The following is a 26,031-nucleotide window of genomic DNA, read 5'->3' as shown; positions in this document are numbered from 1 at the left end:
TACCGATAGTACTGTTCACAGGCAACAACACAACGTGTTTTTTGTGAATGCATTGGGACAAAAAACCGGAGAATTGCAGCGTAGGAACGCAGCCCCCTCTATCTCATTTCATTAATCCGTTCTCACATTATAAGCTGGAGAAGCCTTACCGATTACAATATCCTCTTCTTTTTCCAGACCGAAATAATAATTTATAATATCTTTTCCAACTCCCACCGCATTCCCCGAGGCATAACCGTTGGCAATTCTGACGGCAACCGTAATCTCTGGGTTATCTGCCGGCGCATAACACACAAATAATGCGTGATCCGGCCGGACATTTGATTCCTGTGCAGTTCCTGTTTTTCCGGCGATATCCATCTTTAAATCCTTTAAAACCTCGTTACTGTCAGCAAACTGTTTCATTCCCTGACTCACTACATTCCAGATATCGCCAGAAAGCTTGATACGCTTTTGTATTTCACTCGCTTTTTTTACTATCTCTTCCGAATTTGAATTTTTTATACCATCTATTAATGATAGTTTATAACTGATACCTTTTTCCGCTAAAGTATTCACGTATCTTGCCAGCTGCACCGTAGTAAAGTTATGGGTACCCTGTCCGATTGCAGAAGGAATTGCATAACTGTCTGAAATATGAGGGGTACTTTCTGATATTTCAATACCCGACTTTTGATCCAGTCCGAATAAACTTGCATATTCCTTAAGATAGTACAGCGCCCTCGGATCGGAAAAATTAGTTCTTTCTTTCATTCCTAATCGATAAGATATATCACACAGATAATCATTACAGGAGTTCTCTATTGCTGCTGCTGGATTAATAATCTCCCCATGTCCAAAATGCTTCCAACACCTTAAGGGTGGTGTTACTTTATCAAAGATTCCGTCGCAAAAGATAGATGTATATGGGGTTATCACCTGCTCATTCAGACCCGCGATGACAGTGATTGGCTTAAACGTAGATCCTGGCGCCGTAAGCTGCTGTGTCGCCCGGTTATAAAACGGCATGGATAAGTCCTTATATAGCTTATTGTAATACCCTGAATCCATCTGATTAGCCATTCGATTATTATCATACCCCGGATAAGTAACACACGCTAAAACTTTTCCAGTACCTGCTTCTACTATAACTGCCGAACCGGAATAAGGATCCAGCGCAAGCTGACTGGGCGTTATTTCAAGACTATCAATTTTCTTACGTATGAATTCATATGCACTGATGTTATGATTTATTAAGGTTTCGTAGTCAGTATCCTTTTTGGACAGTACACCTTGTTCATATAAAAGCCGGCAAATATCCTGACCCGGTATAACATCTCTTAGCAATAAATACTTAAAAATGATCTTATCAAATTCAGTATTCTGTTCTAACTCTTTCTTAATCTCTTCCGCCAGAACCTGATATGTTTCTTCCATTGTAAAGTACTTGCCGTTTGAAGATAGTTTCTCTGTGTCGATCCATCCGGACTTTAGGGCATGGGCAAAGAATTCTTTAATAGTTATGTCGTTTTTCTCGGTCCAGGATATATAAGCGGAATCTTCTTTATCAACAGCAGTATTATTTATTATATCCAGTTTACTTGTGATAAATCTTTCATATTCCTGCATTTCCGGTGATAAGTCTTTAAGTCGTTGTGTCCCTTCCGTAAGTTCCCCTGTAATATGACTCAATATCGTTTCTTTTTCTTTCAGAAGTTTTTTATATATATTTTTCTCGAAACCTGTGGCTGTTTTAGAATTAAGGTGCCTTAAATCTATAATTTCATTATTCACCAAAGCAAAATATACATCATAAACCGGTATTTTTATATCCGAAGCATCTTTAACGCTCTTTTTATCAAATTCCTTGGCATTAATGATATTACTATATAGGATTCCTGCAATATGCTGTTCCAGGATATTATAAACAGCTATCTGCAGTTCCTTATCAATACTTAAATAAACATCTTGTCCCGGAACCGGTTTTTTGCTGTCCTCTGCCACTTCGGTAAACTTACCCGAATTATTAATATAACCTTTAGAAATTCCGTTATGCCCCTTAAGAGTTTCTTCCATGTATTGCTCAATCCCGGTTTTACCTACCACGGATTCTGCCATATAATCAGAATCTTTCTCTTTTAAACGTTCCAGTTCCTCTGATGAAATCTTCCCGGTATACCCCAATACATGGGCAAACGCTTCCCCTCCGTCATAGATACGCAGCCACTCCTGGTCAATATCGGCACCCACCAGTTCACTGCTGTTTTCCTTTACATAAATCATTGTTTTTTCAGAGACATCTTTCGAAACAGTAATTGGCATATACTTTTGAAACGTATTAAGAGACAGCATATACCTAAGTCCCAGGATACCCAATGTTTCTTCTTTACTGTAATGAGCTTTTAAACCATATTTTTGTAATTCCTCCATGGAATAGTTTGATGTCCTCTCTCCATACAGACAAAATTTACTTTCGCTTTCCAGGTATTTTATCATATCCTCTGGAGTTGCCGCCTTTTCTGCCTCGGTCATATCTTCTGCCTTCACTTTTCCGAAGATATCTGCCTTGAATCGGTTTAATCTCATACCCCCCTCGGTAAATTCATAATTTCCAGTTTCGTTAAGATTAATTATTAAATCATTATTCAGTGTTTCTTTATTTATTTTCAGTATATTTATAAGTTTATACGCTACGCTGTTTAGAGTAAGCTGACGGATCCGGTTCGTTTTGTAATCTCCCGTATCTTTTAAAGTTAAGGTATATGCCAGCTTGTTGTATGCCAGCGGTTTTCCGTTACGGTCAAATATATTTCCTCTGGCGCTTTTTACTATAATTTCTTTCTCTGTTTTCAGTACAGGACTTTGTGTATCGTTTGTTCCATTTAATATTTGCAGCTGATATAATCTGCCGATTAATATCAGAAACATAACCGCCATAACTCCAGTCACCAGACCTAATCTTATTCCGATATTACACTTCACTTGAATAACCATACCTTTCTTACAACCTGCAGACTTTAAGCCGCAGGATTCTTTGTATCTCTTCATTCCTGATCCGAAAAATATTCCTCAAGTACTGCCGTATCCTTTTTAACCACATAAGAGCTTCCTCCATGATTTTTAACATCTTCCACCATACTCATAAGCAGGATTGGGTTCTTAGCTCCGGAATCTTCGGTAAATATGCCAAACCACCCAAGCTCCGTACCACTGGTATCTTCCTTGGAGGTTTTAATCTCTGCGGTTCCTGTTTTCCCGGCTAACTTCACATCTTTCCTATGGGCGGCATACCCGGTTCCCTCCGGCGAATTAACTACCTTTTCCATAGCATCTCTGATCTGTTCTGCCACTTCCGGTGAAAATACCTGCTTCAGCCATATTTCAGGTTTTGGATCCTCTTTATATAAAAGGTAAGGTTTTATTACATTTCCCTCATTCAAGAAAGCCGAATATAAGACAGCCAAATGGAGCGGATTGATTAAAATCTGACCTTGCCCGTAACCGCTGTCTGCAAGCTGAATTTCTGTTTCGATATGTTGACTGTTGGAATAACCGGACTGTGACATGGTTATCTCAAATGGCAGTTTCTGATTAAAACCCAACTGATCCAGCCCTTTTTCCAGATTATCGGCTCCGATCCTTAAGGCAGCTTTCGCAAAGTAAATATTGTCGGAATGGATCAAGGCATTTTCCAGAATAACTGGTTTATAGGTATGAAGAGTGGTTACACAATAACCTCCCCAGCTTTTATCTTTCTGCCAGCTGCGTCCCACGCTGCCATAATCTTCATTTGCGTCAATTGCACCGGTGGATAATCCGATGGCTCCAATTAAAGGTTTAAAGGTAGAACCAGGGCACCAGGTCTGCCGAAACCGGTTGTATAATGGCTTTTTCTTATTTTTGTTTAGCTGGTTCCATTGCTTTTCCGACATTCCCATAATAAAGTCATTACTGTCAAAGGCCGGTGTACTGACCAGCGCCAACACCTCTCCCGTAAGAGGATTTAATGCTGCCGAACAGCTTTTGTCCTCCTTAAACTTCTCATACAGGTTTTTCTGTATATTACTATCGATGGTAAGGGTAATATCCAAACCATCTTTTTTCGGTTGGTCTGCCAGAATTTCCTTAACTTGTCCCTCAGAATCAAGAATATCAATTTCGTATCCGTCCTGTCCTTTTAATTCTTTCTCATAAAGGCTTTCCATACCGCTTCTGCCAATCAGACTGTTGCTGTTATAACCTTCTCCCTTATGTTTTTCCAGATCCTCTGCCGTCACTTTCTGTACATAACCGGTTAAATGGGCCGCTGCGTTAGAAAGAGGATAGGTTCGGACCTGTGTATCTGTTATCATAACTCCGGGTATGTCTAATAATTTTTCCTGAAGTGCTTTGTTTTCTAACGTTTCTTTACCTGGATTATTTGTCAGTAATTCGGCCTCATCTAATTTCTTAATAGTCTTTATAGGAACCAGAGAGTTTTCCTTTACCCATTTTGCACTTAGACTTTTATTAATACTTTTTTTCGTAATGCCCAGTAAAGAGGCTATTTTACCGATATCCTTGCCAGGCTCCTGGTTCATCTTACCCGGAACCAGTCCAACTAAGGAAGCCGTTCCCGGTCCGGCTAATACTTTATTATTCCGGTCTAAAATATCTCCGCGTTTTGCCGGATGCAATGATACCCTAACCTTATCGTTAGAGGTAAGTGCGGGAAAAATAAAACTGTCATCCCAGGAAAGAGTATAACCGGATGTTTTCTCTTTTGTGAAAACAACTTGGTTTTCAAATTGTATTTTACCGGCAATACTGTCTAAACTCATATGATAAGTTATAATTGTTTCATTATTCTCGCTTTTTTTCGAACCTGTTACTTTTGCAGTAACATTTTTTGCTTCTATCCCCTCATAAATCTTTTTATTTCTATCGATGAAGTTTTCCTGAGAAATATTGGTTTTACTTTGCTCATCTAACATGGAATACATTTTTTCATAGTCTTTACTTTCGATAAAAGACATGTATTGCATAAGAAACACATCAGGAGACAGTTGGTTTTCATTTTTCTGTCCTGTTAGAAGCTTATCTATTTTAGGATCTGTTGAATTGTGCAAAAGCAGGAAAATTAAAAACAGACCTCCGGCTGTAATAGCCAATACCAGACTGCAACTAAAATATAATATATATTTTTTTATTCTTTTATTTTTCTTCTTTCTTTTCATAAACTTTCCTCCAGGAATACAGTAAATCCTACGTTTGTAAGATTTTAATTCAAAAAAATATTATGTAAAAGTAATTATGATTTTTATTATCTTACACCTGTAAGATTTAAAAGTCAAGCATTTTGATTACATCACATTTACTGCCACACTTATTCCGAGCCCGTTTATATAGCAGAGAACGGGAAAGGTGATCTCGTAGTATTAGATGTAGAAACCTACGAAAAGCTGGTAGGACGTTTTGAACTAAACACTCTATTAGACCAAAGTTTAGAAGACGTAAAACAAAAGAAATATAAAAACGCGGATAAATTCTTTGATGAACTGGAGGCAAGATACAAAAATGTCAAGTTGTAATGTCGTATTACAGATGCTGCGCAGCACGACTTGCTTGACATTTTCGACCACATCGCATTTGAATTGTGTGAGCCGGAATTAGCAAACCGTCTGCTTTCTAAGATTAGATCCAAAGTAAAAACCCTGGAAGAATTTCCGGAACCGAATAATATGATTTCCAAACCGAAATATGAATTCCAAAAGATAAGGTGGTGCCCGATAGAAAACTATGTTCTTTTCTATCAGGTATCAGATATAGTAAACCATTCTTATATTCTCCGTGTTCTATATAAAAAACGTAACTGGGAGCATTTGCTATCCCCTGGTTAGTCTATTATAATTTTATTCTACTATTTATCTTACAATTCCCTTATCTCTTATATCTTCTGGTTTTAAAATTGCCCCGTATACAATTCTCTGCAGTAATGGATTTCAATATAACCTTTGCTTCATTAGTATTTCTTGATTCACAGACCATATTATTCATTACTAACGACCTGATTAATAGTGGATTTGGCTGCAGAAAATACTTCCTCCATGGACGCAGATACATTCATAACCTGATTCGAAACATCCTCTATATTATTATATATGTCATTAAAAGTATCTCCGGCATCTATAATTACAGATTCCCCCGCTTTTACCTCCTGGTTTACCGTCTGAATCACTGTTTCCGAGTAACTGATTTCCTCTTGTATTGAATTTATGAGAGCTCCGATATCTTTTGCGGCACCCGCGGATTGCTCCGCCAGTTTTCTGACTTCACTCGCCACCACGGTGAAACCTCTTCCCTGTTCTCCTGCTCTGGCTGCTTCTATAGCTGCATTCAATGCCAATAAATTAGTTTGTTTCGAAATCTTTGTAATCATCTCAACGATATTCATTATTTCTTTGGATCTTATATTCAACCTGGTTATCGCCTGTATAACAGAACCGAAATTCTCACGGATTGTAGTCATCTGGTTAATTCCTTTATTGATTACCTGTATTCCCTCTTCTGCTTTTGACGAGGCTTCCACAAAAGATTCGACCACTTTCTGGAAATTGGTGTCAACCTCTTCAATGCCTGAATAAAACCGTTCCATTAACTTCACTGTTTCATTTTTTTCTAAACTAATCTGATCCATCAAGACATCCTCCGATTATTCTTAAGGTTCATTTATATTTTTAAGGGCTTCTTCAATATCCCTTGCGGTATTTAATCTTAATATTCTAACTGCCAGCTTCTCACAGTCTGCTTTTAATAATCCCTGTATCTGTCCTCTTATCCTTAGTATTGATACCGGCGACATGCTAAGCTCATCAAGCCCAAATCCTACCCATCTTTGGGAATCTTAAGATAATCTACTTCCTTATCCCCACCGATATCCAAAGTACGAATAACAACCGGATTGCCCTGCATTCCAAGGCAATTTCTTTATATGCACTAAATTGTTCCTCTTCACTTGGGGCATCCGTCCTGTTCATATATAAAAATTCTGTCCTGAAACCGTCAAAGGCTAATAGCTGCCCATTCCGCATTACATTCCAGCCTTTCAAGGACGCTCTTTACACTGCCGATAAATTCTATATCATTTAACATTTCCATATGTGCCGAGAATATAGAATAGCAATTCCTGGTGAAACAGGTGTCCCCTTTATGGTACTCATGAACTGCCTCCTATTCTCCGCATCCACTTTTTACGAATTCTTCAACCGCTTTTATTGCCTCTTTCTCATCTTTGCCGTTTGCTTCAAAAGTTAGTTGATCCCCTTTAACCGCCCCTAAAGCCATTACGGACAAAATACTTTTGGGTTGATGTTTTTTATTCTGATCTCCATTTTTATAAAACTCAATATCGCATTCATAGCCTTTCACAAGTTTGGTTAAAAGACTAGCCGGTCTTGCATGTAATCCAATCTGATTTGTTACGGTCACTGTCACTTTTTCCATGTTAATATCTCCTAACTTTTTGATTATCAATTTATCTTATTTTAACTGACAGATGTTACTTAAAGATATAATATTATTTGTACATTAGCTTAACTACCGAAGGGGAGTTACGCTAAACAGCTAATTTATAGCTCTAAAGCAGCACTCCTTTCATTAATTCATTATTTAATTTAATTCCCATTCCATGTTTAATATAGGGAAGATACTTTAAATATGCCGAATCCACATGACCAATTACATTTACTCTTTCATCCTGTGGTAAATCCTGCCTTGCTATTTCCACTTCCCCCTCATATCTTAAATACTTATTATTGGAGATACAGATACTTCCTTTTTTACGTTCGATACAATTTTCCGGTTGAATTCTATTTTTTGACATACGAGATTGAACAGAACGAAAAATGAAACAACTGGAGTCAATACGGTCATGATGAATCACACTGGAAATAAAATGATATTTTTTATCTAAGACCACTTTCATCTCAATCATATTCTGATTTAACATTTCTATATTCTCCCATGCTTTCTCTGATACATCAACATCCCCTACCATAACCATGTCACATTTTGCATCAAAATACAGTTCCAGCATATTTAAGACAATATCATCCTTACGGAAACGATGTTCCTCCACTGTGGGTAATCCTGCAAACAATGGCCCTCTCATTGTTTTATTTCCCGGTACAAATGCCATTGTTTGAAAGCCTTCCATTTTTAAATATTCATTTATCTCACGTACTCTTTGGATGGAAAGCCCCGTATATTCCTTGGGATAATAATTATGGCAGGCAATGAATTTTGACAAATCGGCTTTGGCGTTTTTCCAGTCCTGTATATCTTCTGCAGTAATGGTAGAGGCATTCAATACAATTTTAAAGCTCTTTGACAACTTTACTATTTCTTTCGGAGAATATCCGTAATCCAGCCGCATTGAGGTAATTCCCCAGTTTGCTAATTCTTCTATTGTATTACAAGACAGTTTTTTTACCGTTTCCGGACTAGCATCTGCAACCAGCCGTATTCCATATTCTATACACTTTTCCAGAAGTTTTTTAGTTTCTTTTTCGTAATCCACCACACTTTCTTCCGGAATTTGTAAAGACGTAAATGCATAGGTAATTCCTGCTGCTTTTGCTTTTTTTAAAATCTCAATATTCTTATCCAAATCTGTTCCTAAATAAATGGAAATTCCTATCTTCACATTAACGTCCCCCTCATTGACTTACGAATACTCCCATTTGCGGATTTCAATATAGCTTTTGCTTCCTTAGCAGACTTATTTAATATAAACATGGTTATTGCCAATTTTGCACTTCCGCCTGCTTCCTTTAGTAACTGCCTGGCAGTTTCTCTGTCGGAGGATGTTGCACTCATCACAATATTTTCTGTCCTGACAGCTAATTTCTCATTGGTATTTTGTAAATCGATCATCAGATTTTCATATACTTTTCCGATTTTAACCATGCTCCCAGTAGAAATCATATTCAGAATCATTTTTTGTGCGGTTCCTGCTTTTAATCTTGTAGAACCGGTTAGGATCTCCGGGCCGGTAACAGGCTCTATGGCTATATCTGCCTCTTTTCCAATGATCGAATCCTTATTACATGCTATGGCAGCTGTTTTACATCCTATGCTTGATGCATATTTTAATCCATATAATACATAAGGGGTTCTGCCGCTTGCGGATAATCCAATGACCATATCTTCTGCTGTTAATTCCTGTTTTTTCAGATCCTCTTTAGCAAGTATCGTACTGTCCTCTGCTCCTTCTACCGCATGGAAAAGTGCTTCTCTTCCTCCTGCTATAATACCGGTCACCAATTCTTCTGACACACCAAAAGTTGGCGGGCATTCACTGGCGTCCAATACTCCCAGGCGCCCTGATGTTCCGGCACCAATATAAAAAAGCCGTCCCTGCCTGCAAAGGGTTTCCGCAGCCATATCGATGGCATCCGCAATCTGCGGTATAACTGCTCGGACAGCTTTTACTACATTTTCATCTTCTTTATTTGCAGTCATAGCGATTTCCATAGAATTCATGCTATCCAGGTTCATTGTATTCCTGTTTCTTTTTTCTGTTGTATACGAGTCTAAATTTAACACTATATTTATGCCTTTCCGATTATACTTTTTTCTTTCAGAATTTTATATAACTCCATAAATTCCTCTGCTAAAATTCCAAATGCTTCCGCGCTCATCAATTGATCTTCCGCATGCATCAGAAGCATTTGACAGTTTTCTGCCTGTAACTCCCCGGCGGCTGATTTCTGTATCAACCCCATATGTGCGTGATGTCCCTCATTAAATTGTTCTTTCCCACATTTTACTAATTCATCTGCTTTGTCAAAATCTCCAAACCTGGCCTGTTCAATTGCTTCTATATAACTGCTTCTGGCGCTTCCTACATAAGAAATAATCTGAAATAAAATAGTTTCAAAATCCTCCATCATCTAATCCCCCATAATCCGTCTTGCCTGTGCCAAAGCACCTTTACCGTCGATCATTCCATAGACCCGCATGTCAATTGCTTCTATTATTTTGTCCGGATATTCCGTTTTCAGCTTATTAGACATATATTTGACCTGCGGACCTAATAAAATAATGTCTGCCTCAGGAATTACCGCAGGTGCATTCGCTATGGGATATGCATTTATTACACATTCGTAATTATCTGCTTTGGCTGCAACCCTCATATGGGATACCAGCAGACTTGTCGACATTCCTGCCACACAGATTAAAACAATATTTTTCATATTTCTACCTCCTGCATAACGCAGATCTGTCTGCGTTACTGCTTTAATAAGTAATTTGAAAGGAACTTTCAAACTTATACCCATTGCGTATCGCAAGTTTACTTGCGATACTGCCACAGAATAAAATGCGAAACTAAAATTTCGCAGGTTGAAAGAATTGTATCGTGGCATCCTTTCCGTTTTATTATTTTCTTTCAACCTTTCAGACATGACGTCGCTTTACGGCGTCACAAATAACCCTACGTTTCTTTTTCTATCTACTCATTATCTACTAATGCTCCGTGCATATACGCCTTTACAAAACCATGGCTTCCTGCTTCGATTGCTCTTATTGTTCCCATAGAATGATAATAATTATAATATGGAACATCATTAACTTTACCTTTAAAAATATTATAGCTCTGCAATCCCTCAAACCATGTTTCTATCTGCTGAACACTCATACTTGTATATACAGTTGGAGTAAATCCAATCAAATCTTCGCAATTTTCTCCGTAAAATAGCTGTATTGGATTTCCTTCCCCATGAAGCATTCTTACCGCCTGTGTTACTGCCTCATAAGTATAATAATGCCTGGGATGCAAGGTTCCACGCGCGTGAGTTATTACGCAATCCACTTTTTCTCTTTTTAAATATTCAAGGATTATTTTCGTAAATTCTTCCACTGACGGCAATTCCGCTGATATATAATTCATACTAAAACTGTCACATCCCATATGGGCAGCCGCACCTTTAATCTCATCGCTTAACGCATCCTCATATGCTTTTTTCTCTTCCTTGGTTGCCGTTAGATCGGTAAGGCGTCCCTTAGTAACATGTACAAAAGTACAGACAGCTCCCTTCTCGGCATATTTTATCATCATTGGCCCCCCCATAAGTTCCGCATCTAAGGGATGGGCACCAATGGATACGATTCTATTGTATTTTGTCATTCCAATCTTTCTCCTAACTTATATATTTTTCCGATAGAGTTGATATGTTCTATATACACTCATTCCATGGTGTGTATAGAACCTGATTGCATCACCGTGAGTCCATAAAAAATAGGCGTAATAAATTCCTCTTTTCTGCATTTCTCTCATCTGTAAATCAAATAAAATTCCTCCGATTCCTTTTGAGCGAATGGACTCTTTTACTCCAATAGGGCCAAATCTCGCATCATTACCATCAATTTTCCGCATACAATATCCAATTACCTGATCTTCCTTGTCCGTCGCGATTAAAATAGTATTTTCGGCTTCTCCATTACGAATCGCCTGTAAAATATTTCTTACCCAGCCGGCATCAAATTCTTTGTCAACAAAGGCCAGCAGTTTTTCCATATATGAAAACGAATATGTTTTGAAACTGATTCCTTCCTTTTTCAACTGCTCTGCCTTATCCTGAGTTTCCCCTGGAATACTATAGGTAAATAGATTTCTTTGCATACTTACGGCATCAAGTCCTCTTATATAACCATTTTGTTCAAAAAAAGGCAATGCTTTTTCATAGTTCAAATCCACCCCGGGAGTAAAATAATTTGGACTGTAAGCGCATAGGGTAATTTCTCTTACCTGTTCTTTCTCAAGACGTTTTTCCACTTCATTTAACAGTGCTTTTCCATATCCTTTTCCCTGATACTCTGCTCGGACAAACATAATACTGATAAAACCTCTGTTTTCCTCAAGGCCTCGTGTCAAATATGGATATTTTCTTTTAATTCCCAAACAAAATCCTGCCACCTTATCTTCTACCAATAAAACAAGTGCCAGATTAGGATCAAAATTTTCATCCATTAAAATCTGCTGTAAAAATCTTTCTTCGCTGATTGGATCAAAAATTAAGGTCTCATTCCAGCCGACAACAATCTGTTCCATATAATCCTGTTTGTATGGTTCTATTAAATATTTTTCCATTATTTATTCCTACCTTGTTCAGCTTCATATTGTTCTTCTTCTTTTAAAACCTGTTTTTCCATTACTTTGAAAAATGGCAGAAACATGAAAAAGATGATTACAATATTTATTAAAGTAATGATGGGTGCTATAATATTAAACCCTGTGCCGATAAAGGATGCCAGCGGAACGGGCATAGTCCATACGGTCATGGCAATAACGGCCGGAGTGATTCCCAATACTCCAAGGATAGCATTAAAAACGTAAAGAACTGCGAATCCAAGTACCCATGGCACAAACATAAGCGGATTTAGCACAACCGGTAATCCATACATAACCGGTTCCGCAATATTGAAAATAGTTCCCGGAAGAGATAATTTTCCCAATACTTTAAAACGTTTTACCTTACTCATAGTACAAAGAAGTGCTATCGGGAATACAGAACATCTAACATAAAAATTAATCCATTGTTCCGTAAACATAAACGGTATTTCCTTATGGGCTGCAAATGCATTAATATTATCGGTTATCATAGTGGTCCAGATTGGCTGCATAACGGAAGAAACAATATTGGACCCATGTAATCCCACAAACCAGAGAATTCTATCCAAAACAAAACCAATTCCCTGTGCAACCGGTCCGCTTCCACCTACTACCAGATATGCCGTACCCTTATTTAACATACTAAGGAAATCAAAACTTCCCAACCCCTGTCCAATCAAAGTACAAAATACAATAACGGCACAAACCGGAATCATACTGGTAAATGCCGATGCTATCATTGGCGGTACTGCTTCCGGCATCTTAATGGTAATCTTTCTTCCAATAAGGAATCTGTAAATTTCTACAGCAAAAATACTAATCAATAATCCTCCGAATAAACTAGGCGATCCCAATATATACGCCGGCCAGTCAAAATTTTCACTGAGCTTTGAAAAATCAATAAAGCTAAGAAATGCTATCATAGCCACAACCGCCGATGCTACTGCAGTAACATTGGAATCCTTCTTGTTATAATATTCTCCAAGGAAGTAACCATTCAAGATAGCAGCAATCATTGCCAACAGATTGATTGTCACAAAAACAATCTGAGTCAGCCATGGTCTGCATGGATTAATCACGCTGTCAATAGCTGCTGCGACACCGGGCATGTTTAATCCGGTTCCCTCAGCGAACAATCCGCTTAAATTTAAAATAAGAGTTGCCGTCGCTCCTAATACCATATACGGCATCAAGGTAATAAAAGTCCTCTGTAACCCCTCAAGATACCGTACCTGTGATAATCTTAACAGGGGCGGTGCAATCTTTTGTTCAATAAAATCTGTACTTTTATCCAATACTGTTTTTTTTGCTTGTGTTCCCATAATAAATACCTTACCCTTTCTTAATTTTATCTTTACTTTGTTTTCATATTATATAATACTTTTTATATCTTTTCAATACTTTTCTCAATTTTTTTGGGAATTTTACCACTTTGCTTTTCATACATACATAAACTGCATAAATGGAGAAGAATAACCTCATAGTATAAGGAATCAAAGCACCTGTTGACTCATACTGGGAAACAAATCGATTGTAACTGAATGTGATAAAATATCATGTGAAATGGAAAGAAAGTATTTTTCAATACAAAAAATGATGCATCGTTTTTGATGATATGTTATAATTTTTACAGTTATCATTATTATGTTATAATATGGAGAAATTATATGAACCCAATAGAATTAATTAATCTGCACGAATCCGAATTTACAAAATCGGATGAGAAAATAAAAAAATATGTCCTCAATAATCTGGATTATGTATCTTCCTACCCTATAGTTAATGTTGCCGCTAAAGCAGGTGTGTCCAAATCTGCTCTGCTGCGTTTTTGCCAAAAGCTTGGTTACAATGGATATTCAGAATTTAAATACGAAGTTTCCAAACATCTCCTGTCCGGCAGTTTTAAAGATCCATCTGTTGTTAAATCTAATATGGATATCATTGAGAATTATACAAATTGTATAAAAAAACTTCCAGACTGTATAAGCGAAGACAGCCTTATTTCCCTTGGTAATTATATTTCCAACGCTTCCCGCATACGAATCTTCGGTCTGCATGAAAGCGGTCTTTCTGCCACTTATTTTAGCTATCGTCTTGCTGCTCTGGGAATTGATTCCGAAGCAATAATATATGGTGGTATCTTTAGTGAAAAAGCTTCTTTTTCAACTACTTCTGATTTTCATATTTTTATATCAGTATCTGGCACCACCGATTATATTACAGCGGCCGCAAAAACTTCTTTTGACCGCCATACTCCCTGTGCAATTATTACACAGAATAATAAGGCTAGATATTTCAATAAATATGATTGCTTTATTGCCATTCCTTCTCTTAATTTGGACAAAAATCAGTTATTTCTTGATTCACAGGCTATTTTATTTATTACTATCGACCTGATTATTAGTAAATTATCGAAAATACTTTGACTCTTTGGTTCTAATAAACTATATACACTAGAGAAAGAGCCTCGGACTATTAGAAAGATATCTAAAAGCTTTATCTTCAGGTTTTGAACCTCATAAAACATGGGCGCAATCTGAAAAAATAAAAGAATAAGGAAGATTATCACATGCAAATGTGTTACGGAAGGATGATAGAATGTCAACAGAAATATATTTAGTCAGACATGGTGAGACAGATTGGAATAAAGAAGGAAGATTTCAGGGCTGCACCGATATAAACTTATCGAAAGAGGGAGTACAGCAGGCGCACCTTTTAAAGGAGGTATTAGGTAATAATTTTGATTGCATCTATACCAGCCCTTTGAGCAGAGCTGTACAAACAGCAGAAATTCTTTGTGAAAATCATAAGGAATTAAAACCGGTAATAATACAGGATTTAAGAGAAATTAATTTTGGAGCCTGGGAGGGGCTTACCATCAAACAAATCAGAGAGCTATACCCTGTAGAATACCAGGCATGGAGAACGGATGAAGAACATGCCCATCTGATCGGCGGTGACTTAACTTTACGTAATGCCAGTAACAGAGCAAAAGATGCTATCTTAGAACTGGCGGATAAACATGCAGGTAAAAAGACAGTAATTGTTGCTCACGGCGGTATTTTAAAAGCGGCATTAATCGGAATCTTTGACTGGAAGATGACTATGTATCACCGCTTCTTCCTGGGTAATACTTCTGTTACTAAGATTTCTATCGGTAAAAGTCAGGTACCGATTCTGGTTAAATTAAACGATACCAGCCACTTACCTGAAGAATATTATCCTGCTTAACTCAAATCTATCATTCGTAGACACTGTTTGGATAATGTATCTTAGGCCCACAATAACAGGAAGATTCCTGCAAGGAAACTAAGTAGATTCGCAGTAAATGCATAAATGACCCGTCTGGCCTTGCTATATTCTTTTAAGAGAAGTGAAAAAGCCAGCATTTCAACTAAAAAGATGATTATTTCAATGGGTATAAGAATAAAGTAACCAGATAAATGCCCCTCTTTTTGTATCATCCATCCTACTGATGTTGTGAGAAATATCTGCGTTAATACATTAATAATCAGGAAAGGTTTTAAGTTCTTCCTAAGACTGAAACCAAATAATAAGAGAACAATCCCTTCAATCAAAAGTGTCGGTAAACAGGTTAACAAAAATTCTCTGATATAGGAAAATGCAATTTTCTCAGTAGTGATCTCTCCGGTATTATAATCATAATAAACCGTATAATGAAACCTATCTCTGTGTATTTCCTGGGATACCAGATATTGATTCTTTGGTGTAATTATTATGATTTTAAAATCATCCGGTACCCCCACATAGCTAAAGGTATGGATCATGACATCCGATTCCTTAACTCCGGTTAATTTACCGTGCATAGGTATTCTGGTGCCCTTAGTTAATCCGGGATGCCACCCATCCGTATTATAGGATTCTAAAAGGGCAAGCTTATTCCGGTCACAGCTTGCCTCATCCATTCTAAGATTCTCGTAGGAACATTCTCCTTTCACCAGTAAATCCAGATAATATTCGCCCTCCGGCGGATTCTTTACGATCACCGTTATCTGTGGTTTCGGACCCATATCTGCATTAACCGTTACAGGAAATGCCACAAGGAATAATAATAGAAACATTTTAAAATAAATAACTCTGCTTTTCATAATTGCCATACTTATACCCCCTCGATTAATAAATATGACACTGCTTTTTCTTAGTATAAGTCATCTGATTTTTTTAGTATTATCAGATTTCTTTTACGATTACCTGTTCCAAAGTACGTTTCGGTACATGATGTACCTGGTTTTCATCTCTCCAGTACTTAATATCTCCGTTATCATTAATCGCTTCCATCACTACTTCTTCTTTCGGATATCCTAAGGCAATTACCAGGACAATTTCAAAATCATCATTTAAATTCAATAATGCTTTTAACTGCTCCCTTTTAAAACTGCCGATGTAACAGCCTCCAAGCCCCATCTCGGCCGCACCAAGGAAAATACTCTGGGCCGCAATCCCCTCATCCATGGTCAAAGCTTTATTAATAGAATTATCACGGAGCATGATAATATAACCGGTAGGACGTTCCATAACTTCCGGACCATTAAAGTCCTTTAAATAACCGGCCCATCCCAGGTTTTCATATACTTTTTCATTCATTTCTCTGGAATTAATTAATATATATTTTAATGGTTGACGGTTAGCACCGCTGGGAGATAACCTGCCTAGGTCGGCGAGTTCTCTTAACTGTTCCATCGTTATCTCTTTATCACCATAAAACCGTCGGTAAGAGCGGCTTCGTTTTACTATATCTTTGAACATAATTTTAGTCTCCTTAATTTTATGTATTATAGGATTAGGGTGTCAAAAGGTTAATTTTGTATTATGAATGAATACCAGCGTATATATATTCAATTTAGCTGCCTTTCCCTCAAACACTATATTTTTTACAAGCCTCTACCGTCGGGGAAATCAAGCCGTCAGGCTTGATTTTTGGCCAGAGTCTTGACAAAATATACGCAGTGTCCTCGGCCGGTCGATGCAAAATCGAATATATATACACCGATATTCATAAAATGCAGGTTGAGGAACCTTTTGACACTCGAATCCTATTTATGTATTACAATTCTTCTATATAAGCCGGTGCATAAAAGGATTTTCTGGCCATTATATCCGACAGCATTCCGTTATATTCATCCACCCCAAGAATTACAACTTCATTGGATTCCTGGTTGGCGATGATAAGTCCGGTATCATCTTTCGTCAGAGCAATATGTCTTGGGCATTTACCGCAGCAATCGGCATCCTGGATTTTATTTAAAGTACCGTCTGTATTTATATCATATACGGCAATGGTATCTGCTCCGCGGTTAGCAGCATACAAAAATCTGCCGTCTTTCGAGATATCAAGACCGGAACCGGAACTTTCACCGGTAAACCCGAAAGGAAGTGTACTGATCTTCTGAAGCATAGTAAATCTAGGATTCCCATTATCCTTTTCATATAAAAATGTATATATTTCATTGGAATATTCCGTAATAAGATAAAGATAATTAAGTAATGGATGAAATTTCATATGCCTTGGACCTATCCCCTTATCCAATTGCACATACTGACAGCTTGTATTTGGCTTTAGCGTCCCGTCCACTGAATCATAAATATAGATCCGGTCTAAGGCTATATTAGTAATAAATATCCGAGAACCATCCGGTTCTAATACAGAACAATGGGCTCTGGTAAGTTCTCCGGCATTATCAGGCTGTATTTGGAAGAAATTCAAAACTTTAGTAAAATGATAATTGTCTACCTTGACCGCTGCAACATGTCCGGTTTCATAAAATGACGCATACAAAACCTGATTTGCCGGCTGATACGAAATATGGCAAAGAGCTCCGCCTTCTAAGTTCAGCACATCCCGCAATATGTATTTCTCATCCTGCCTTTGGTAACACAATACAGCACCGCTGCCCCATTCTTCGGTGATACCGAAACAAATATCATGATAGGTACATAAAAAAGACGGAGCGGTTACGGTATCTTCCCACAATACCTTATTAAATTCCAGTTGGTTTGTCATTTCATATAATGCAATTGATGTCTCTTGTCCATTTCCAGGGCCATATCCAGAGATTAATAATTCTCTTGTTTTATTATCTTTCATCTTGAACCTCCATTCAAAGCTGATCTACACACATCCACGCTGATTATTTATATTCTGGCCCCCTTTAGCAACAGGTTATAAATAAAAACCGTAAACGAAAACTTGTCCCTATAATCATAATGTTATAGTTATCTGCTTTCTTTGTTTTTATTATCTAGTATACTGATAAGTTGATGTCTGTATCAGCTTGTCGGCACACTAGTTTATAATCTCTGATAATTAAATTCAGGATAAGTCTCTAATACATATTTTAACTCTCAAATCCTATATTGGCAATCTTTTACTACACGAAAATATAAATATTTATGGCATTTTACTAATAAGGTATCAAGCAAAAGAATTAATTTGTATTAGCGTTCCATAATAATACATTATATGACAAAACCAGCATAAAAGGCTGTTACAAGTTTTTATCAAATCTGTAACAACCTTTTTATCACATTAATTACTATATTATTTTTAGTTAATTCCTAACACTTCGTATATCTCATTTAAAGTGTTTTTTTCACAAACATTATTAGCTAAATTAACTGCCTCTTCATAGGAAGCATTCCTTAAAAGATTTTTGATATTAGGTATTTCCCCTGCTGACATACTGAATTCATCCAGGCCTAATCCAAGTAATAATAAAACTGCTTTTTCATCACCGGCAAATTCTCCGCACATTCCTGCTTTAATATTATTATCGTGAGCCGCCTTAATAATTCTAGCTATACTTCGGATTACAGACGGATGAAAGGAATTATACATCCTTGATATTTTTTTATTTCCTCTGTCAACTGCAAGTATATACTGGGTTAAGTCATTGGTTCCGATGCTGAAGAAATCAACTTCTTTTGCAAAATCCTCTGCTAATATTACAGATGCCGGGGTTTCAATCATCATTCCAACTTCAATCTGCTTATTCCAGGGTATATTTCGATTATTTAATTCCTCCTGGCATTCTTTTAGTATCTCCTTTGCCATACGCAATTCTTCCGGGGATATAATCATAGGGAACATAATACGAATATTACCATAAGCGCTGGCCCGCAGAATTGCCCTTAACTGATCTTTAAACATATCCTTTAATTCCAGAGAGATACGAATAGCCCGCCAGCCTAAAAAGGGATTCTCTTCTTTCTCGAACCGGTAATAAGATAAACTTTTATCTCCGCCGATATCCAGTGTCCTTATGGTCAGTTCCTCACTGCAAAGCAATGCTGCCTCTTTATATACTGAAAACTGTTCTTCTTCGGTAGGAAAATGTGTATTTTCCATATAGAGAAATTCACTTCGGAATAAGCCTACTCCGTCTATATGGTACTGCAAGGCATTTTTAATATCCTGCACATTACCTGCATTGACACACAGGCTTACCTTTCTACCATCTTTTGTTACTGCCGGGAGATGACCTTGTTTTGTTAATTCCATTTGTCTTTTATCATATTCCGATTTAAGATTCTGATATCTGTTAACGGTATCGGAATCCGGATTTATAATAATCTCTCCGCTGCCTGCATTAAGGATAACGGTATCATCCTCTTTTACTTCTTTTAATATATCTGTGGCCCCTACTAATGCCGGGATTCCAAGTCCTTTTGCCATTATGGATACATGGCTGGTTACCCCTCCGTCCCTTGTAATAAACCCAAGAACATATTTTAAGTTAAGTTTTGCCGTATCAGAGGGGGATAAGTCTTCGGCTACTAATATAACAGGTTCTTTTATTTTTTCAAATGGGTTTGACGTAATTCCCTGAAGAGAACTTAGCAGCCGGTCACGTATATCTTTCATATCGGCAGCCCGCTCCCTCATATATTCATCTTCCAGCGACTCAAACATCTGAATAAATTCTCCTGTTACTGTTTCTAGCGCATACTCTGCATTGTACTTATCTTCTTTTATTTTTACTGTAATGCTGTCATAAAGGGTAATATCTTTTACCATTTCCAGATGTGCACCAAATATTGGGTTGGTTTCGGCTAATGGGATAAGGTCTTCTTTCACTTTGGTAACAGCGGCTTCAAACCGGACTATTTCTTTCTCTACATCATCCTCCGTAACGGAAACAGTATTAACCTTAAATTCTGTTTTTTGAACGAGATATACTTTCCCTATAACAATACCTTTCGAAGCAGTTTTATCAACTTTTAAAAATTTCATGTCCACCCTCCCTGGCACCAAACCATTTATTTCCTTACTCTCCCAGTCCGCTGTGTATAGCGTCCAGAATTTTCTTTAAATCCTCTTCCTCTGTTTCACCGTTACATTCTACGGTAATCTCCGTACCGCAGCGGATTGCGGCAGCCATTAACATTAATATACTTTTGGGATTGACTCTTTTTTCTCCCACCTGAATTACAACATCAGATGAACATTTGGAAGCTACCTGTACCAGCTCACCTGCTGGTCTGGCATGAATCCCCGATTTATTTGTCACCGTAATTTTCTGACTTACCATACTTAGACTCCTTCCTATACTCCAAAATGTTCAAATAAAATCTTTTCAGCCTCAATATTCCACAATCCCTTATGTGCTTTTAAGGAATCGGCTAGCTTCTTAAATAGTGGATCCATTTTTCCTAACTCTTCAAAATCATCCAAAGCAGTAAGCGGCATATTAAATTGAGTATAAGTCAATTTCTTGCCTCCCGGAATTTTAGGAAGATTCATTGTTGCCTCCGCTATACTGTCTATACCGCCTACATGGGTAACCATAACAGCCGGTTCAATCAATCCTTTTGACGCCAAATCAATCGCTTCCAACAGATCATCCGTATTTCCTCCGGTTGTTCCAAGTAAATGGGTACTGGTATAATGAGTATTATATAAATTAATTTCTGCCTTAAACTGATTATCGGTCGGGCCAGCGAAGAAATTCATACAACCGTCAAATGCCAACAGAGCATCTCCCATTTCGGCAACCTCTTTTATCGGTACGTAGACAAATACATCATCGTATCCATGATCCTCTGTCAGTTTCATAAGTTCCTCTATCGGATTGTTCATAGCTGCCGTATTGGCATATATTAATTCAATTCCTTTTGCAGCGGCTGTTTCTTCAGAGATAACTTCTCTGGCTCTATTAATTCTATCATCACTGATATCTGTTACCACGATACGCTTTGGTTTATTATCAATATATAATCCATAACTAACGGCACCAAGTCCCATAGGACCACAACCGCCCATAATTAAGATATTTCCGCCTGCTTTGGTTCCCATGGCATGATTATAGTTCTGCTTATTGGTGTGGTAATTGGCATGATAACCCCCGATAATACAGCTCATCGGTTCCCCTAAGGAAGCTTCAAAATAACTTTCCCCGTCATAATTTAACAAACAGCCAAGTTCCATAACTTCCTGAGGTATGATGCAGTAGGTACATGCGCCGCCGAAGTATTCGTAAGAATATCCGGGGGATGCCAGACTGCCTTTATAATTCAGTGCCGGCTGAAGAGCAAATTTCTGACCTGGTTTAAACTGGTTTTGCCACTTTGCACCCACCTTTACGATATCACCGCCGAATTCATGTCCGATGATAATAGGGTTTGTGTCAATATTCTGAGGTGCCCTTTTATGCTTCTTTCCCTGTTTTACTAATTTATAAGTAGACATACAGATACTGTCACTGATTACTTTTACTAATATTTCATCTTCTTTTATTTCCGGTAATTCAAATTCTTCTAATCTTAAATCATCCATTCCATACATTCTGACTGCTTTTGATTTCATATTAACCTCTCCTTCTGCTGTGGGCGGAGATAAAATTCTTTTCCCTTTCTGATTTTGGGTATAAAAACCAAAGGGTGAGAATTTTACCTTTTTCACACTCATCCAATTGCTAAACTTACATTTATAATTGAATATATATTATTGAATATTTATTATTGAATTTATATCATAGAATTTTACTTTTAACTTAACATTTTCTTTTCTCTTAAACCTGAAATCATAACTCTATTATTTCAACCTTATTCATTAATTCATCCACTAATTCTCTTTTGGGTGGTTTGGTACCTTTTGTTGTTACTGCTCCCGCTGAAGCAGCTAATCCTAATTTTGCACATTGAACCATGTCAAGTCCCTGATCTAATCCAAACGCAAGTGCCGCTACCATGGCATCCCCGGCTCCTACCGTAGAATGAGCTTCCACCCTTAACCCGGGGCATTTTATTACCTTGTCTTTTGTTAAAAATAAAGCACCCATCTGCCCAAGTGATATAGCCGCCATCTTAATACCTTTCTCAATCAGCTGCTTTCCCATCTTAACCAGTTCTTTTTCATCTGCCCGGTAATCCATCTGGAAATATTCTTCCAATTCAGCCCTGTTTGGTTTAATATAATCGGGGCTTGCTTTTAACGAATGTATAAACAACTCTCCGTCAGCATCCAAAAACACCTTTGCACCTTTTTCTTTAACTTTTTGTATCAGGTCGCGGTATACAGTCTTACTGATACCATTTGGTATGCTGCCGGCCATAATAAACAGGGTATCTTCATTTGCATAACTGATTAGCTTCTGTGTCAATTGTTCTAATTCCTCTTCGCTCACCACAGGACCCGGTTCATTTAGCTCCGTAACAAAACCACTCGATTCTAAAACTTTCATGTTTGTTCTGATTTCATTATTAATTTCTACAAAATCAGATTTAATTCCCTGTTCTCTTAAGGCTTTTTCGATAAGGTTTCCGCCGCTTCCTCCTATAAAACCGGTTGTTATGGAGTTACCGCCGAGCTCTTTAATGGTTTTAGATACATTAATACCCTTTCCTCCCACATCCATAATAACATTCTTCAAACGGTTTAAGCTGCCCGGTTCCAATTGATCTAACTCAACAGTCTTATCAATCGCAGGATTCATTGTTACTGTTATAATCATGAAATCACTCCTTACCCGTAAATAAATTATAGATTTCATCTACACTGCTTGTTCTTAAGTTATCCACTGCTTCGGGAGCGGATAGTATGTCTGCTATATTAGCTAACACCTCCAGATGCTCATCGCCAACCCCTGCAATTCCGATTACCACATATACCAGTTCATCTTTCCACAGGGTACCCTCCGGAAAAACCATAACAGCAATCCCGGATTTTTTAATATCCTTCTTTGCTTCTTCCACACCATGAGGCAATGCAATGCCATTTCCGATATTGGTCGAGAAAGATAATTCCCTTTTTAACATAGCATCTATATAATTTTCATCTACATAACCGCTTTCATATAATAAGCCGCCGACTTCACGTATCACATCTTCTTTTGGTTTTGCTTTACACCCTAACACTATATTTGTTTTTTGTAATAAGTCCATTTAATTTATGTCCTTTCTATTAAACCGGTCAACTAGGTACTGCTTTATAAAAAATTTTTTCTTTTAAAGAATTTAATTCTGAAGAATTAGTTTAAATTCTCTTTCATAATTCTATTATAAACTTACCTGTTATCAAATTTCAATTTATACAAAAATGACTTTGACACTATCCGTTAGTGCCATTTCTAAACTTGTTTCTTCCATATTCTGGAGCTAACATTTTTCAGACCTGCTCTAAATACTGATTAAAGTAATTTTTTAATTCCTTAGAAATATAATTATAAACTTTTTCTTTATCACCCTGAAAGATGAACTTCAGGAACTCGTTATCCTCAATTAATTTGCCGCTTAAATAACCCATTATGCTTCCATTTTCAACCGTGTGTTCATCCTCCGGGATCAACATGATGATCACAGCATGTATATGTTGAAAAAAGGGATCTTCAAATTCCGTCAATTCTTTGGTTACACAAACCGAGAAATTGGGCTTTAGCACTCCCTTGGTACGGGTATGGAGCAGTGCAAAGTCATATTCCGGGATAATCTGGGATGCAATTTTTTCTCTTCTTCTTATATCCTCCTGAATGAGCCGCCTTTTTTCATTGTATGGAGATAATTTTTCTGTAACTGCAACCAGTAACTCTTCAAACGTAATAAAATTACTTACTTTAAAAAGTGAAAAATCTTTCAGTATAGATTTTATCTGAGTTGCAGTGAAATTAACTAATTCCAGCTGTTTTGTAAAATCTTTATCTGCTGTTAACGTTTTTGGAGTTTTCGCATATAATCTCACTTTTGCTTCAATATTCTCTAAATCAGAATCAATTAACAAAGGACTTACTCTTACAATATCTGCATTGATCTCATCTAATCTAATGCTGGAAATTAGAAAATCCAGTTGATTTAACACGGATACCGTTAAATCTTCCTTACCGTAAGTTACAATCTCTGCCCTGTCTTTTAAATAACGCTTCAGCTTAGTATGCATAAGCCTGGAAATGCCGATTCCGCTGGCACATACTATTCCAATATCCACCTTTCGCTTACTTTCCTTCTGATTTTCGAGGCGAACCCCGGCAGCACCAAAATGCATGGCTAAAAAGCCGATTTCCTCCTCCGGCACTTTATATCCATATCTTTGGGTTATCAAACTGCCTACTTTCAGACATTTTTTAAAAATTTCAGGATAAGTATTTTTAATTTCCTGTAAAAGAGGATTGGATATGGTCATATGATTTTTAAGCCGGATGAACGTTGGCTGTAAATGTGCAAGGAGACCGACAATAAATTCTTCGTCCTGTTTCAGTTCATATGCCATATTCTCATCATAAGCATTAATCATATCATTAATAAAATTTAAGATTTCTTCCCGTTCATTCAGGTTTTCAATCTCTAACCCTTCATCTATATATTGCAATTTAGACCCTTTAATGTGCAGCAGCATATATACAATTTCAATATCGGGAATTTCAATCTGAAATTCCTCTTCTAAAGAATTGGCAATGTGCAGAGCCAGATCGTAATCTTCGTCCTTATTTAGTTTATCTTCTAACTCCTTATTCGATTCAATTATTTCCTCTTGCAATATCCGGTTAACCGCTATCGTTACATGAAGAATCAACCCTATATAGGAATTTTCCGTTAATCTTAATAATCTTTTGTCCCGAATACTTTTAAAACAGGTAATAACCTGCTTAAGAACATCATTATTGATAAGATTATAAATATTCTTTCCTTCTTTATCCCGAATAACGTCCAATATGGACCGTTCATTACCGTCAGAGAGGTTTTTCATTACCTTATTATCCATATTTTCATCAATAAATTTTCTCACTGCCAAACGGTAATTTTTCTCACTGCCCTCTAAGGCGACCCCATATCCTTGCTTTCTGATTATTTTCAAATCAAATTGATGAAACCATGATTCAATTGCTTCCATATCATTACTTATGGTAGCTTCACTGACTCCGAATATATTACCGTAATAATATAATTTTTTAGGAGATCTATCCTTTAATATCTCTAATATTAATCGTTTTCTTCTTTCTTCTTTATCACCGGAATCAAGTATATCCTCTTCTTTTAACAAATGAAATAAATTCTTTTTATCCGATTCTTCTCCTTCCAGCCATATACCGGTTCCCGTCTTCGTCTGTAGAGATATATTGTAATTTTTTAAGGAACTGCCGATATACTCTAATTCTCTTTGTACTGTCCTTTTACTGACTTTTATTTCTTCAGCCAGTTTCTTAACGGATACAACCTGATCTTCCTGTAATAAAATAAGCAATATCTGACGAAGCCGCGGTGAAAAATTCATAATCTTATCCCTCCTTTTTAAAATTTCCTGAAATTATTCAAACGTCAAGACTTTGTTAAAATTAGATGAACTGACTTGATATATGACCGGTAAAGGCCTGTAAAAGATAAGTATTTGTTACAGGACTTGTAATAATAATTAAATTATATTAAATAACATAGTAATAACATTATAGTAGTGC

25 protein-coding genes and 1 pseudogene are annotated in these 26,031 nt (G+C 37.1%); 3 read left to right on the top strand and 23 right to left on the bottom strand.

Annotation, left to right across the window (positions count from 1 at the left end):
- Positions 1-111: 111 nt before the first annotated feature.
- Both RBU59_RS20610 and RBU59_RS20605 read right to left on the bottom strand, forming a co-directional pair.
- Positions 112-3,027 (bottom strand): penicillin-binding transpeptidase domain-containing protein, encoded by a 2,916-nt coding sequence (locus RBU59_RS20610; RefSeq protein WP_308144357.1) that lies wholly within the window; start codon positions 3,025-3,027, stop codon positions 112-114.
- The gene (locus tag RBU59_RS20605; RefSeq protein ID WP_308144356.1) at positions 3,024-5,195 is read right to left on the bottom strand and encodes a penicillin-binding transpeptidase domain-containing protein; all 2,172 of its coding nucleotides are present in this window, start codon (positions 5,193-5,195) and stop codon (positions 3,024-3,026) included. The genes RBU59_RS20610 and RBU59_RS20605 overlap by 4 nt, the downstream gene beginning before the upstream one ends.
- 360 nt (positions 5,196-5,555) lie before the next feature.
- Between RBU59_RS20605 and RBU59_RS20600 the strand changes: the two genes are divergently transcribed.
- Positions 5,556-5,858 carry a type II toxin-antitoxin system RelE/ParE family toxin gene (locus RBU59_RS20600; RefSeq protein ID WP_308148616.1) on the top strand — a complete coding sequence of 101 codons (303 nt, stop codon included), beginning with the start codon at positions 5,556-5,558 and terminating at the stop codon, positions 5,856-5,858.
- A gap of 149 nt (positions 5,859-6,007) precedes the next feature.
- Here RBU59_RS20600 and RBU59_RS20595 read toward each other — a convergent pair whose 3' ends face one another.
- From RBU59_RS20595 to RBU59_RS20545, 12 genes and pseudogenes are all read right to left on the bottom strand, one after another.
- Entirely contained in the window at positions 6,008-6,655 is a 648-nt protein-coding gene (locus RBU59_RS20595; RefSeq protein WP_308144355.1) for a methyl-accepting chemotaxis protein, read from the bottom strand.
- Positions 6,656-6,676: 21 nt separating this feature from the next.
- A complete protein-coding gene (locus tag RBU59_RS20590) occupies positions 6,677-6,820 on the bottom strand; it encodes a hypothetical protein (protein WP_308144354.1) in 144 nt (47 codons plus the stop codon).
- Between the two features lie 29 nt (positions 6,821-6,849).
- Positions 6,850-7,037 (bottom strand): annotated as a pseudogene (locus RBU59_RS20585) (putative PEP-binding protein); the annotation flags it as partial.
- On the bottom strand, positions 7,021-7,110 hold the full coding sequence (locus tag RBU59_RS28840; RefSeq protein WP_442871693.1) for a hypothetical protein: 90 nt from the start codon (positions 7,108-7,110) through the stop codon (positions 7,021-7,023). The pseudogene RBU59_RS20585 and the gene RBU59_RS28840, both read right to left, overlap by 17 nt.
- A gap of 78 nt (positions 7,111-7,188) precedes the next feature.
- The gene (locus tag RBU59_RS20580) at positions 7,189-7,461 is read right to left on the bottom strand and encodes an HPr family phosphocarrier protein (protein WP_308144353.1); all 273 of its coding nucleotides are present in this window, start codon (positions 7,459-7,461) and stop codon (positions 7,189-7,191) included.
- 133 nt (positions 7,462-7,594) lie between these two features.
- Positions 7,595-8,662 carry a MupG family TIM beta-alpha barrel fold protein gene (locus RBU59_RS20575; RefSeq protein WP_308144352.1) on the bottom strand — a complete coding sequence of 356 codons (1,068 nt, stop codon included), beginning with the start codon at positions 8,660-8,662 and terminating at the stop codon, positions 7,595-7,597.
- On the bottom strand, positions 8,659-9,564 hold the full coding sequence (gene murQ / locus RBU59_RS20570; protein ID WP_308144351.1) for an N-acetylmuramic acid 6-phosphate etherase: 906 nt from the start codon (positions 9,562-9,564) through the stop codon (positions 8,659-8,661). Before murQ ends, RBU59_RS20575 begins: the two co-directional genes overlap by 4 nt.
- Positions 9,565-9,569: 5 nt before the next feature.
- Positions 9,570-9,911 (bottom strand): PTS lactose/cellobiose transporter subunit IIA, encoded by a 342-nt coding sequence (locus RBU59_RS20565; protein ID WP_330698374.1) that lies wholly within the window; start codon positions 9,909-9,911, stop codon positions 9,570-9,572.
- Positions 9,912-10,214, bottom strand: a complete 303-nt coding sequence (locus RBU59_RS20560) for a PTS sugar transporter subunit IIB (RefSeq protein ID WP_308144350.1) — start codon at positions 10,212-10,214, stop codon at positions 9,912-9,914. It lies immediately after the preceding gene.
- Positions 10,215-10,471: 257 nt separating this feature from the next.
- Positions 10,472-11,146, bottom strand: a complete 675-nt coding sequence (locus RBU59_RS20555; RefSeq protein ID WP_308144349.1) for a PIG-L deacetylase family protein — start codon at positions 11,144-11,146, stop codon at positions 10,472-10,474.
- Positions 11,147-11,164: 18 nt separating this feature from the next.
- Positions 11,165-12,109, bottom strand: a complete 945-nt coding sequence (locus tag RBU59_RS20550; RefSeq protein WP_308144348.1) for a GNAT family N-acetyltransferase — start codon at positions 12,107-12,109, stop codon at positions 11,165-11,167.
- On the bottom strand, positions 12,109-13,452 hold the full coding sequence (locus RBU59_RS20545) for a PTS sugar transporter subunit IIC (RefSeq protein WP_308144347.1): 1,344 nt from the start codon (positions 13,450-13,452) through the stop codon (positions 12,109-12,111). The genes RBU59_RS20550 and RBU59_RS20545 overlap by 1 nt, the downstream gene beginning before the upstream one ends.
- Before the next feature lie 345 nt (positions 13,453-13,797).
- Between RBU59_RS20545 and RBU59_RS20540 the strand changes: the two genes are divergently transcribed.
- Positions 13,798-14,556 carry a MurR/RpiR family transcriptional regulator gene (locus tag RBU59_RS20540; protein ID WP_308144346.1) on the top strand — a complete coding sequence of 253 codons (759 nt, stop codon included), beginning with the start codon at positions 13,798-13,800 and terminating at the stop codon, positions 14,554-14,556.
- Between the two features lie 172 nt (positions 14,557-14,728).
- Entirely contained in the window at positions 14,729-15,361 is a 633-nt protein-coding gene (locus tag RBU59_RS20535) for a histidine phosphatase family protein (RefSeq protein ID WP_308144345.1), read from the top strand.
- A 41-nt stretch (positions 15,362-15,402) separates the two neighbouring features.
- Here the strand turns inward: RBU59_RS20535 and RBU59_RS20530 are convergent, their stop codons facing one another.
- From RBU59_RS20530 to RBU59_RS20490, 9 genes are all read right to left on the bottom strand, one after another.
- Positions 15,403-16,248, bottom strand: coding sequence for a hypothetical protein (locus RBU59_RS20530; protein ID WP_308144344.1), 846 nt, complete (start codon positions 16,246-16,248; stop codon positions 15,403-15,405).
- 73 nt (positions 16,249-16,321) lie between these two features.
- Positions 16,322-16,897, bottom strand: coding sequence for a nitroreductase family protein (locus RBU59_RS20525; protein WP_308144343.1), 576 nt, complete (start codon positions 16,895-16,897; stop codon positions 16,322-16,324).
- 298 nt (positions 16,898-17,195) lie between these two features.
- Complete coding sequence (locus tag RBU59_RS20520) at positions 17,196-18,236, bottom strand: lactonase family protein (RefSeq protein ID WP_308144342.1); 1,041 nt, start codon at positions 18,234-18,236, stop codon at positions 17,196-17,198.
- A gap of 459 nt (positions 18,237-18,695) precedes the next feature.
- Positions 18,696-20,381, bottom strand: a complete 1,686-nt coding sequence (gene ptsP, locus RBU59_RS20515; protein WP_308144341.1) for a phosphoenolpyruvate--protein phosphotransferase — start codon at positions 20,379-20,381, stop codon at positions 18,696-18,698.
- A 34-nt stretch (positions 20,382-20,415) separates the two neighbouring features.
- Positions 20,416-20,679: an HPr family phosphocarrier protein gene (locus tag RBU59_RS20510; protein ID WP_161836083.1), complete on the bottom strand. Its 264-nt coding sequence runs from the start codon at positions 20,677-20,679 to the stop codon at positions 20,416-20,418.
- A 14-nt stretch (positions 20,680-20,693) separates the two neighbouring features.
- Positions 20,694-21,953 (bottom strand): zinc-binding dehydrogenase, encoded by a 1,260-nt coding sequence (locus tag RBU59_RS20505; RefSeq protein WP_308144340.1) that lies wholly within the window; start codon positions 21,951-21,953, stop codon positions 20,694-20,696.
- A 217-nt stretch (positions 21,954-22,170) separates the two neighbouring features.
- Positions 22,171-23,100 carry a 1-phosphofructokinase gene (pfkB, locus tag RBU59_RS20500; RefSeq protein WP_308144339.1) on the bottom strand — a complete coding sequence of 310 codons (930 nt, stop codon included), beginning with the start codon at positions 23,098-23,100 and terminating at the stop codon, positions 22,171-22,173.
- A 4-nt stretch (positions 23,101-23,104) separates the two neighbouring features.
- Positions 23,105-23,530, bottom strand: a complete 426-nt coding sequence (locus tag RBU59_RS20495; protein ID WP_308144338.1) for a PTS sugar transporter subunit IIA — start codon at positions 23,528-23,530, stop codon at positions 23,105-23,107.
- A 223-nt stretch (positions 23,531-23,753) separates the two neighbouring features.
- The gene (locus RBU59_RS20490; protein WP_308144337.1) at positions 23,754-25,850 is read right to left on the bottom strand and encodes a BglG family transcription antiterminator; all 2,097 of its coding nucleotides are present in this window, start codon (positions 25,848-25,850) and stop codon (positions 23,754-23,756) included.
- Positions 25,851-26,031 lie beyond the last annotated feature (181 nt).

Source organism: Anaerocolumna sp. MB42-C2, from assembly GCF_030913705.1.
GTDB lineage: Bacteria > Bacillota > Clostridia > Lachnospirales > Lachnospiraceae > Anaerocolumna.
This window is presented reverse-complemented; position numbering and strand designations above follow the sequence as displayed.